Source organism: Mesorhizobium hawassense (assembly GCF_003289945.1).
Lineage (GTDB): Bacteria > Pseudomonadota > Alphaproteobacteria > Rhizobiales > Rhizobiaceae > Mesorhizobium > Mesorhizobium hawassense.
Map to the genome: position 1 here is coordinate 126,746 of NZ_QMBP01000016.1, position 10,873 is coordinate 137,618.

Consider the following 10,873-nt stretch of genomic DNA (forward strand, 5'->3'; position numbering starts at 1 on the left):
AACTACCCCACCGGCAATGTCGCAGCATAAGCATCCCCCAATCAGCCCGTCTTAAGGAAGTGGCCCACGACCCTTGTCTTGTCTACTCGGACCTATTGCGGTTAATCGTAGGGACCAAAGTCCTATTTCAACCGCCGGATGTGGTCGGATGTTGCCGCCGCCGCATCGATTTTTCCAAATCAACCAAACCCTTAACCATAAGCAGGCTCAGGGTCGGGGCACGCTCAGGCTGGCGCGGCCACCGGCCGCCGCGCCGCGACCGCCGTGCCGAAAGCGGCGGCAATGACGGCGGCAATGCCCAGGCATTGCAGCAGGTTCAGCCTCTCGCCCAGGAACAGAAAACCGGTCAAGGCGCCGCCCGCCGGCTCCAGGCACACCAGCATGCCATAGACCTTGGCCGGCATGCGGGCCAGCACCAGCATTTCCAAATAGAAGGGCAGCGCGCTGGAGAACAGGCCGACCACCGCCGCGCCCGCCATGACGTGCGGGTCGGTCAGATAGGGCTGCGCGGCGTTGAAGCCGAAGGGCAGCGCCAGCAGCGCGGCGATCGCCATGCCATAGGCGGAGGTGCGCAGACCGAGCCCGGCGCCCGCCTTCTGCGCGAAGATGATGTAGAGCCCCCAGCAGGCGCCGGCGGCCAGCGCCAGCACCACGCCCAGCGGATCGAGCCCGCGGCTCGCATCGGCAAAGGGCGAAAGCAGCGCAACGCCTGCCATCGCCAAAGCCACCCAGACGAGGTCGAGCAGGCGCCTGGAGCCGAGGGTGGCGACAAACAGCGGCCCGGTGAATTCGAGCGCCACGCAGATGCCGAGCGGAATGCGCTGGAGCGCGGCATAAAACAGCATGTTCATGGCGCAGACGGTGACGCCATAGGCGGCCAGCCAGGGCAGGTTTTTGCGCGAGGGCAGCACCTTCCATGGCCTGAGCACCACGGCCAGCATCAGCGCGCCGATGGCGAGCCTCAGCATCGTGGTGCCTTCCGACCCCAGCGCCGGGAACAGCCCCTTGGCAAACGCGGCGCCGACCTGCACCGACAGCATGGAGCCGAGCAGGCCGAGCACGGGCATGGCGCCCATGTGGGCATCCGGCTTGGCGGTTTGCGTGGTGGTCAATCCTGGCTCCATCCCTAGAGCGGATGGAGGTAGGGCGCGGCGCTCACGCTGTCGTGAGGCAGCGGGAGGGGGATGGGTGGGACAAGGGCGGCGGCTTATCGCCTTCGTCATCCTAGGGCGGAGCAAGGAGCGAAGCGACGCGCGCAGACCCTAGGATCCATGCCATAACGCTAAGGCGCTGCAACGGTTACAGAATTCTGCACCGTCGCACTTTATGTCGAAGGTCGCGGCATGGATCCTCGGGTCAAGCCCGAGGATGACGAACCGTTGGCCAGTTCCCGAGAGGCTGGCGGGACAGCGCCCCCCCTCTGCCCTGCCGGGCATCTCCCCCACAAGGGGGGAGATCAGCAGTTTCACCCCGCCATGGCGAGCGGCGCGGCGCTCTTGTTGGGGATCTGGATGTCGATCTCCAGCGTCGACATGGTGGCGCCGCGGTCCATCGAGACCTGCAGGTAGTCCTGGTCGATCTGCACATGCTTGGCAATAACCGCCATGATCTCCTCGCGCAGGATGGAGACGAGGTCCGGCTGGCCGCGGCTCTGGCGCTCATAGGCGAGCAGCAGCTGCAGCCGCTCGCGCGCCACCGGCGCGCTGGTGCGCCGCTTGAAGAGGTCGAGGATGCTCATGCCGCCCTCCTTCCGAGCAGCCGGTCGAGGAAGCCCTTGCGTTCGAAGGGGACGACCACCGGCAGGTCTTCGCCTTCCAGGCGCCTTGCCGCTTCCAGGTAGGCCTTTGCGGCGCCATTGAGCGGTTCCGACAGCGTGACGGGCGCGCCGAGGTTGGAGGCCCGCAGCACATCCTGGCTTTCCGGGATGATGCCGAGCAGCGGCGTGGAGAGTATCTCCAGCACATCGTCGATCGACAGCATCTCGCCGCGCGAGGCGCGGGCGGCGTCGTAGCGCGTGACCAGCACGTGTTTTTGCACCAGTTCGCCCTGCTCCGCCTTCATGGTGCGGGCGTCGAGCAGGCCGATGATGCGGTCGGAGTCGCGCACCGACGACACTTCCGGGTTGGTGACGATGACCGCCTCGTCGGCGAAGCGCATGGCGAGCTGCGCTCCGCGCTCGATGCCGGCCGGGCTGTCGCAGAAGACATAGTCGAACACCGAGCGCAGCCTGGCGATGACCTCGGCCACGCCCTCCTCTGTCAGCGCATCCTTGTCGCGGGTCTGCGAGGCCGGCAGCAGATAGAGCGTCTCCAGCCGCTTGTCGCGGATCAGCGCCTGCGACAGCTTCGCCGTGCCCTGGATGACGTTGACGAGGTCGAACACCACGCGGCGCTCGGCGCCCATGATGAGGTCGAGGTTCCTCAGGCCGACGTCGAAATCGACCAGCGCCACCTTCTTGCCGGTCTTGGCCACGGCGGCGCCGAGCGCGGCCGTCGAGGTCGTCTTGCCGACGCCCCCCTTGCCCGATGTGACCACGACTACCTTGCCCATTTATCCAGCCTCCGTTGGCGATTCTTATGTTGGGTCCAGCCGCTTGGCCGACTCTTTGGAAACTCTGGCACGCGAAACCGGTCCGAAGCTTGCGGCCTCAGCCCAGCGGCACCACGCACAGCGCATCATTGTCGAGGAAGGCCTGCACGGCCTTGCCGCGCGACACACCTTCCATCTCCTCGGCGGTCGTGTACCAGCCGTCGACGGCGAGCAACTCGGCCTCGTTCTTGCGGCAGAAGATGCGCGCCGAAACATTGCCTTCCGAACCGGCGATCGCGCGGCCGCGCAGCGTGCCGTAAACATGGATCGAGCCGCCGGCGACGATTTCGGAACCGGACGCGACCGAGCCCAGCACGATCACGTCGCCATGCGGATGGAACACCGACTGTCCCGAGCGGATCGGCGCCTTGATCATCAGCGTGCCGGCGGAAGGCTGCGCCGGCTCGGCGCCCGCGCTCGCGGCTTGCGCCGGTTCGATCCTGACCGCTTCGAGCCGCGCCAGTTCGGGATCCACCGGCTCGTCGGCGGACATCGCGATCTGCGGAGCTTCGGCCGGAGCCGCCTCCGCGACCGGCTGGGTGTGCTCAGCGGCCTGAGCCTGCTCCCCGGCGACGACTTCCAGCTCCTCGGCCCGCGCCTTGCGCGCGGCCCGGCCCAGCAGCCCCTCGGCGGTCGCCTCCTTGGCGCCGGCCAAGAGCGGCGGCAGCTCCGGCCCGAGCTCGGCGCCTTCCAGCTCGATGGCGTAGACGCGGATGCCGCGCGAGCCGAGCACGCCGACCAGCGCGCCGATCTCCTCCGGCCCCGGCTGCAGGAGGTTCAGATCCAGCACCACCGGGCGGCCGTTGAAATAGCCCGGCGAGTTGGCGATCCAGCGATCCAGCCCCTCCAGCCAGTCGGCGATCGGCGCCTCCGGCGACAGCGTGAAAGCGACGAAGGAACGAGCGCGAAAGCGGATGGATTTGTTCTGCAAAGGGGCGGCGAAGGTCACGACCAGGCGAATCCTTACTCAATGGTTAAAGGGTGCCGGGGCAATGGTTAACAAAAGGTTAATTTTGGGGATCGCGGGCGTTAACAGCTGACGCGGTTAAGTTCTGTGGCCGGGCGGTGACAGTGCCCCTCGCCGCCCCGCGACGCGCCGAAGAGCGAGGCGCCGATAGGGCCAAACATGTGAAACGCCTAATATACGAGGCGATGCGCGCGGACCATCCTCTGCCCGGGACTATCCACTCTTTCGGGACAAGGAGACGGGCATGGGCATCGATCGGGAAGACACTAAGCGGGCAGGCAAGGCAATCGCAATGACGGCGACGCTGATGTTGCTTAGCGGGTGCATGACGCACCGGCCGCCCGGCATAGACGCATACCAGACGAGCGGCATCGACCAATGGCTGACGGCGGCCGACGCCGACAAGGTCGTCAACGCGATGGCCGCGAAAGGCATGATGCCGGCGACCATCGACTGCGGGTTCATCAACAACGAGCCTGGACAGGTGGCCTACGCCTCGAAATTCACCTGGAAGCGCGCGCCGATCAACACCCGCTACCATTGGGAGATCGGCGACCCGACCTATCTCGCCAGCAAGGAAGTGAGAGCCAACCGGGTCGGGTTGAAGCGGGTGTTCGCGAAGGCCGTGCGCGACGCCGCGACGGGGCAGACGGTTGGGTGCTCGATCTGGGCGGGTTGAGGTGCTGTGTGGCGGGATATTCAATGGCCGCGACGGCCGGAAGCGCCGCGGCCCGCGAAATAGTCGGCGTATTGCCGATCAGCGATCAAGCCCCTCGAGTCAGTCTTTGATCTATGCGTCAAACGCAAGTTGTGAAGGCCGAGAACGAACGGGCGCGGAGGCGGATGGATTTGCTTTGCAAAGGGGCGGTGAGTGCAAAGGCCAGATAACTTTTACACAACGGCGAAGAAGTGTACCCGGTCGAATGGTTGCAATCGTCAAATGACCTAACTTGCCAAACGGAGAAGCGTCATCTCTTTTGGAAAGCAGCATATACAACCCAACTTTCGTTGCCAGGTTTGACTCGCCAGAAAATCTAAATAGCCTTGGCGAACGAACGTGGGGGAAATTTGGTGAAGCCGGTAATTCAGCAGTTGGTGGCTGCCGTTCGGGAGCAGCGCCCATTAGTGCTATTTCTGGGGCAGGACGCGTGGTCCGAGTCAGAGAGACCCGATGCGGTCCTTCAACTTGCCATAACGAAGGCAAATCGGACCGAGAATAGTAGGGGTTGGCCATCTCTATTGAATTCAACCGCCCTACCTCATTCCTTCTTTGATTGGCTAGCAGAAAGATGCGAACGTCGGGCCGCCCCCTCGTGGCTATCTATTCTAAACGAATTGCCTTGGAGCGCAGCGTTCACATCATCAGTGGACCCATCGCTAAAGAATATCCTCGTCAACAAAAATCGAGAGCCCGAAATAGTACTCACAGCAAATGAAGTACCTCGTTCGACTCGTAGTAAATCACGACCTCCGCTATATTATTTATTTGGCCGAGCCGGAACTCATGACCCTATTGGACGACCGCCACTGGATAGGGCCGAACTAAATACACGGCGCGTTAACCATGCGTTGCCCTTGCTCGGACGCGTACTAGATACTGCGACTACACTGGGAGTGATCGCTGTCGAAGGATTCCATCCAAGGCGAGATTGGCTAAAAATCGAAGACTTGTTGGGGGCTATTGGGGGGGGGGCGCGTCAAGCCAAATCCTATGGTTTGGAGGTCGCCCCGAGTTGGCGGGAGACGAGGCTGCAGACTTTGAGACGCTGGTAGCGTCAGGCCGCATTGTTGTCGAAAATGCGCGTCTTGGAACAGCGATAGCAGAGATCAAAGCGCTTGATTGGCTGTCTGATTTCGCCCCACCGGAATCAGAAGACGCTGGAATCGTGAGTCTCGGAGACCGTCGCAATTTCGAGGTAGCCCCTGAGGAACGCCTCACGGTTGAGGCTGTAGCATCTATCGTTGACAATACTTGGACGTCCTTCCTGCCGCCCTTGGTGCGCGACGCAGAATATGAGGCTTTTCGCAAATTCCATGGCGACTTGGGCGGACCTCGCCTTCTCGTTGAAGGCGTTCGACGCGGGTTCGCTATCGAACGAGACTTCGAAGGAGAACTCTTTCGACAAGTTGCCTCAGCTCTTTCGGATCATGCCAAGGTCGACAACCCGATCATCGTGCATGGACAATCAGGTACAGGCAAATCAGTTGCGCTTGCCCGAACCGTTCTGCGCGCACGAGAATTATCAAAGGTCCCCGTACTATATTCAATTGATCGCATTCCCCAACCGAACGAAGTTTCGGGCTTCTGTGAGTCTGCAGAACGAGCTGGGGCCACCTCTATTTTGATCGTTTGCGATGCCAATAGAGACATTGACCCGTATCGTGACCTGCTGTTTAGTCTTCGAAGCCGAGGGAGGCGGGCCGTTTTACTTGGATCTCGCTACCGTATTGCTGACAACTCGGATAAATATTCTCACCATAACGTCGAAGCGCCCACATCGCTGACTCTTTCCGAGCGAGATAAGATATCTGATTTACTCGCCGTGTATTTGGGAGAACGGCCATCACCAAACTCTGTTCCTGATGCCCATATTCTTGGGTTCTTGTATCGTTTTCTTCCTCCTAGCAGGCCAAGGATAAGTGCCGGTCTAGGGGCAGAGGCTCGGGCGACAGAACAAATACTGCGAATTCGTAACCGAGAGACTAGACCATTCGCATTACCTGATACCCTTATGGCTGCACGGTTGAGGGAGGCAGGCGTTGATGTCGAACTTCGCCCACTCTTTGACGAACAACAAAAGGACGCTTTAGATACAAGCGATGCGGCGGGCAGGATCATCGATTTTGTGATGATCGCCGGGAGTCTAAGCTGCCCAATTCCAGTCAACTTGCTTATTCGAGCGGTCACGGAGCGAGTTCCGGCTGCAAACATTTCCCTTATCGGAGACATGTTCGGCTCGCTGGATTTGTTCCGGTGGAGGTGGGCCGACACCGAGCAAAGCGAACTCCTGGTTTCGCCCCGACTTGCCTTAGAAGCGGAACTGATTTGTAGGCGCCGCCTCGGCGACCCACAGAGGGAGGCAGAGCGCCTTGTCGAACTAATTGGCGCTGTTCGCAATGGATGGGTCGACGCAGAGCATGAGAGGCGATTTCTTTTCAACCTCTTACAGCAAATAGGAGCAGATGGACCTCGTGGGTCGCGATACAAGCTTTCTTACGTCGACATTGGTCGCGCGTTAACAGAACTTCGCCAAAGGTTTGGCGTAGTCCATCCCAGTCTAATGCTCCAAGAATCCGCATTCAGGAGAATGGCAGTTCGAGAGGATGTTGTTGACCAGGTCAGCCGCCTTTCTCTTTTGGAAGAGGCGCGGGACGCAATTCAAACTGCTCTCGACGGAATGGCGAATGGTACAATCTCCGGCACTCGCCGAACTCGACAGAACTTGTTAGTTGAGCGCGCTTCGCTCTATGGCTTTTTAGCCAATGATCGGGCTAGGCGTAATTCGGCGCCTACCGAAATCTGGTCTTCCTACCAGGCGGCCAGAACAGCAATTCGGCAAGCCGCTAGCGCAACAGACACCTATTTCCCGCTTGACATTGGACTGTGGACACCCGCAGATTTGTTGCGATTAGCGCCGCTCGCAGCAAGCCAACGCGCGGAATTGATGGCAGACATTTATTCAACGCTTGATCTAGTTGATCAAGTTATTTGCCTCCTCGCCAGATCGAGAAATTTAATACACGCAAGATTATTGTTGCACAACAACTCTATGACCAAAAGTTATCTGAGAGCGCGTATGCGCAGCTTGAGCGTATTGGCTCTACAGCTGGATTCTATCTGAAAGCACGGGAGATCGGCCCCGACTTAGGAAACAAGGACCTAGAGGTCAGTTCTACGATCATTCGGCAGCAATCAGCGAAGGCTGCGGATTTTCTGGCTTCGCATATTGACAATATTGAACAGGACGAACGCTGCCTTTTACTCCTGCTTGAGTATCGGTGGATTGCTGAGGTTGGTAGCCGCCCTACTCGAGGTGAACGCCAACCCCTGCCTTCAGATAATTTGGTCCGAGAGCAGCTCTTACGGATAGTGCGATCGCTTAACTTTGCGTCAGGCAACGCCGCGCGGCACGTCACTCGATATCTGGAAGCAGTACTTATGTGGACCGGGGGAGACGAGCCCGGGGCCATTCAGATCTTTCGAGATTTGAGCCATGAGACTGAGTATGAAAATCCCGGTCGAATCGTGCGTCGGCACGTAGTCACTGACGAGCATGCGAGATCGCGCCGGTTTTCCGGCCGGGTTGAGCGTCAACGTTCAGAAGGCCACTGGGTGGTACGGGTCGACAAGCTGAATCAGACGGTAGATCTATTGGAGCGCGATTTTCCGCAAGAGGACGTTAGTTACGGCAGAACGCTGAAAAACTTCGCGATTGCTTTCAATTTTATTGGCCCAATCGCAGATTCAACTAGGGCGCGGTGATGAGATTTACCAAGCTCAACGCCGCCGTCACAGACCTTCGAAATTCGCTCCATACTTTTGTTGGTAGTGATGCGCTTAGGCCAATTACGCTTCGGCCGCCGGCAGGCGACGACGACGAAGCGTCCTTTCTCCGTCTTGTCGGTTGGAGCTATGTACTATTTTTCGAGGTTGGTCGCATATCTATTCCGTTCTTGATCGGAATATCTGCAAAGATGGAGGACGATAATATTTCCCGACGTGCCCGGACATTGGTGCACGCGTTGCGAACCTGGACTTCCCACAATCTTGGCCTCGACGACGTTCGCGACGTTGAGATGTCAAAAGTCGCGCAACGATGGTTTCTCGACACTTGCGGCAGGAACCCTCCTCGCTCAAAGGAGAATTGGGCAAAGTGCTGCCAAGGGCTTTGCGATGAAGTTGCAGCAGTTGTCAGCCATTGCCAAGACGCAGTTACGCTTGTGCTCGATGCGCCAGATGACGGACAATCGACCATTGAAGACTTACGTCGCCGACTAGAACGTAGCTGGCCAGCTCACCAATTTGATTCCCTTGTAGCTGATGCGGCAACGAGACTGGGCGTTGCAATAGATCCGGTAAGGTTCAGGGAGCCGCGTTTGAAGCGCTGGCGTGACTTTGTGGAAAGCTTGGCTGACAGCGATGACCCTAGCGCCTCCGTGGGTCGACTTATTGAGCGAGATTTGCTGGATCACACAGCATTTATTCTGCCTATCGATGGGCGAGACATCATGGACGTTTTTGGTATCGGACCGGGACCGGAAGTTGCACGCATCTTAAGACGCGCCCGCGGGCTGTATCAATCGGGTGTCTCGGACAAGCTGGAAATTCTGCGTCGATTGGCAGAGAACGCTGAAGGGGGAGATGCCTCGTAAGCGTTGGCCAGTAAGCGGGCGTTTCGCCGCGTGAATCCTGCCTTTCTCCCATTGGGCTTCTGATAGTGTTTCTGATAGAAATTGCGGACGACCCATGCCTCTCCTCCCCTCCCTCCGCACCGCCCTCCCCACCGCCACCATCTGGGACGCCGCCGAGCTTGCGTCCCGCGATCCCGGCTTCGACGCCCGCAATTTCGGCGCCTCGGCGCTGGTGCGGCCGCGCGATGTCACGGGCGTCGCGGCGCTGGTGCGCTTTTGCGCGGAGCATGGCGTCAGCCTCGTCGCCCAGGGTGGGCGCACGGGGCTGGCGGGCGGAGCGGCGACGTCGGCGGATCAGGTGATCTGCGACCTCGGCGGGCTTACCCAAATCGAGGAGATCGACCCGTTCGCGCGCGTGGGGATCGTGCAGGCGGGCACGACGCTGGGGGCGCTGCAGGAAGCGGCGGCCGCGCATGGGCTCGAACCGGGCATCGACCTTGCGGCGCGCGGCAGCGCCACCATTGGCGGCATGGTTTCCACCAATGCCGGCGGCATCATGGCCTTTCGCAACGGCACGATGCGCCACCGCGTGCTGGGCCTGGAGGCCGTGCTGCCGGACGGGCGGGTGTTCTCCGATCTCACAAGGGTGCTCAAGACCAGCGCCGGCTATGATTTGAAACATCTCTTCATCGGCGCGGAAGGCACGCTCGGCATCGTCACGCGCGTGGCGGTGCGGCTCGATCCGGTGGCCGGCGCCAGCGCCACCGCGCTCGTCGGCGTGCCGGATGCGGCGGGCGCCCAGCGCATCGTGCGGCATTTCCTGGGCTCGACCAGCGCGCGGCTCACCGCCGCCGAGATCCTGTGGCGCAACTTTGCCCGGCTGATGCAGCGGGCGCTGAACTACGCGCCCGGGCAATTGCCGCTCGATGCGCCCTGCCTGCTGGTGCTGGGGCTCGGCGCCGACACGATGGAGACGGCAAGGGGCATGCTGGAGGACGGGCTGGCGGCGATCTGGGAAGAGGCCGGCATCCTCGACGGGCTGGTCGCGAGCTCCGACGCTCAGGCCGCCGCGATGTGGCGGCTGCGCGAGGAGACCGTTGAGATCGAGCACGCGCACCCCATGGCGCCGTCCTTCGACGTGTCGGTGCCGGGCGGCGCGCTGGACGCCTATGTGGCGCGCATCGAGGCGGGGCTGAAGGCGCTCGACGCCGCCTACGCGCCCTATGTCTACGGCCATCTCGCCGACGGCAACCTGCACATCTCGATCAATTGCGACGGGCCGGTTTCGCACGAGCGGCACGAGGCAATCGAGGGTGTGCTCTATGAGGGGTTGCGGGAGGCCGGCGGCTCATTCTCGGCCGAGCACGGCGTGGGGCTGGAAAAGCGCGAGGCCTATGAGCGGCACGCGGACCCGGTGAAGCGGGATTTGGCAAAGGCGATCAAAGAGTTGATCGATCCGGGTAATGTGATGAATCCAGGGAAGGTTGTGGGGTGAAGGCTCGCTATCGCTTCGAGGCTGGCGGGACAGCGCCCCCCTCTGTCCTGCCGGACATCTCCCCCACAAGGGGGGAGATTGGATGTCGCCCCCGCTTTCGCCAATCACCAACCTTGCAGAGGCGAGCGCGGCGCCGGAACTGCTAATCTCCCCCCAAGTGGGGGAGATGTCCGGCAGGACAGAGGGGGGCGTGACGGAACTCGGCGCTGCTCCAGCTTAGCTTCCCTAAGCGTTCAAGCCGCCAGCTGCACGTCCCGCGCCGCCGCGATCATCACACTTGCCAGCAGCCCGTACGCCGCTGCCCAGGCTTCGCGCACCTCTTGCGTGAAAGCCTCACCGAGGCCGGCGGCGAGCGTCTCGATCAGCGCCTGGCCGACGGTGGCGTAGTGATGCTCCTCGACGCCGTAGCCGACATGGCGCCGGGCGAGGTCCTGGACCGTGGGCAGGATGGTTTCGGCGCGCGACAGGCC

At 61.2% G+C, this 10,873-nt stretch carries 9 protein-coding genes; 4 read left to right on the forward strand and 5 right to left on the reverse strand.

Translation table 11 applies throughout. From position 1 onward, the window contains the following. Positions 1 to 224: 224 nt before the first annotated feature. The 4 genes from DPM33_RS27370 to minC all read right to left on the reverse strand — a co-directional run bounded on the left by DPM33_RS27370 (position 225) and on the right by minC (position 3,538). On the reverse strand, positions 225 to 1,112 hold the full coding sequence (locus DPM33_RS27370; protein ID WP_112100514.1) for an EamA family transporter: 888 nt from the start codon (positions 1,110 to 1,112) through the stop codon (positions 225 to 227). A gap of 353 nt (positions 1,113 to 1,465) precedes the next feature. Continuing rightward, positions 1,466 to 1,738 carry a cell division topological specificity factor MinE gene (gene minE, locus DPM33_RS27375; protein ID WP_042638296.1) on the reverse strand — a complete coding sequence of 91 codons (273 nt, stop codon included), beginning with the start codon at positions 1,736 to 1,738 and terminating at the stop codon, positions 1,466 to 1,468. Further along, positions 1,735 to 2,550: a septum site-determining protein MinD gene (minD, locus tag DPM33_RS27380; RefSeq protein ID WP_112100515.1), complete on the reverse strand. Its 816-nt coding sequence runs from the start codon at positions 2,548 to 2,550 to the stop codon at positions 1,735 to 1,737. Before minD ends, minE begins: the two co-directional genes overlap by 4 nt. 97 nt (positions 2,551 to 2,647) lie before the next feature. Then, a complete protein-coding gene (gene minC / locus DPM33_RS27385) occupies positions 2,648 to 3,538 on the reverse strand; it encodes a septum site-determining protein MinC (protein WP_112100516.1) in 891 nt (296 codons plus the stop codon). 262 nt (positions 3,539 to 3,800) lie between these two features. On the opposite strand from minC, the gene DPM33_RS27390 reads away from it, so the two are divergent. From DPM33_RS27390 to DPM33_RS27405, 4 genes are all read left to right on the forward strand, one after another. Then, the gene (locus DPM33_RS27390) at positions 3,801 to 4,235 is read left to right on the forward strand and encodes a hypothetical protein (protein WP_112100517.1); all 435 of its coding nucleotides are present in this window, start codon (positions 3,801 to 3,803) and stop codon (positions 4,233 to 4,235) included. A gap of 1,054 nt (positions 4,236 to 5,289) precedes the next feature. Next, positions 5,290 to 7,398 (forward strand): P-loop NTPase, encoded by a 2,109-nt coding sequence (locus tag DPM33_RS35950; RefSeq protein ID WP_146770336.1) that lies wholly within the window; start codon positions 5,290 to 5,292, stop codon positions 7,396 to 7,398. Positions 7,399 to 8,038: 640 nt separating this feature from the next. After that, positions 8,039 to 8,929, forward strand: a complete 891-nt coding sequence (locus DPM33_RS35955; protein WP_146770337.1) for a tRNA nucleotidyltransferase/poly(A) polymerase family protein — start codon at positions 8,039 to 8,041, stop codon at positions 8,927 to 8,929. A 94-nt stretch (positions 8,930 to 9,023) separates the two neighbouring features. After that, positions 9,024 to 10,403, forward strand: a complete 1,380-nt coding sequence (locus tag DPM33_RS27405) for an FAD-binding oxidoreductase (RefSeq protein WP_112100520.1) — start codon at positions 9,024 to 9,026, stop codon at positions 10,401 to 10,403. A gap of 233 nt (positions 10,404 to 10,636) precedes the next feature. On the opposite strand, the gene DPM33_RS27415 is transcribed toward DPM33_RS27405, so the two are convergent. Further along, on the reverse strand, positions 10,637 to 10,873 hold a 237-nt coding region (locus DPM33_RS27415), incomplete at its 5' end, for a globin domain-containing protein (RefSeq protein WP_342634375.1).

Excerpts from the sequence above, each read along its gene's own strand:
- DPM33_RS27405 (WP_112100520.1), top strand. The coding sequence starts at position 9,024 with ATGCCTCTCCTCCCCTCCCTCCGCACCGCCCTCCCCACCGCCACCATC.
- minD (WP_112100515.1), bottom strand. The coding sequence starts at position 2,550 with ATGGGCAAGGTAGTCGTGGTCACATCGGGCAAGGGGGGCGTCGGCAAG.
- DPM33_RS35955 (WP_146770337.1), top strand. The coding sequence starts at position 8,039 with ATGAGATTTACCAAGCTCAACGCCGCCGTCACAGACCTTCGAAATTCG.
- DPM33_RS27390 (WP_112100517.1), top strand. The coding sequence starts at position 3,801 with ATGGGCATCGATCGGGAAGACACTAAGCGGGCAGGCAAGGCAATCGCA.
- minE (WP_042638296.1), bottom strand. The coding sequence starts at position 1,738 with ATGAGCATCCTCGACCTCTTCAAGCGGCGCACCAGCGCGCCGGTGGCG.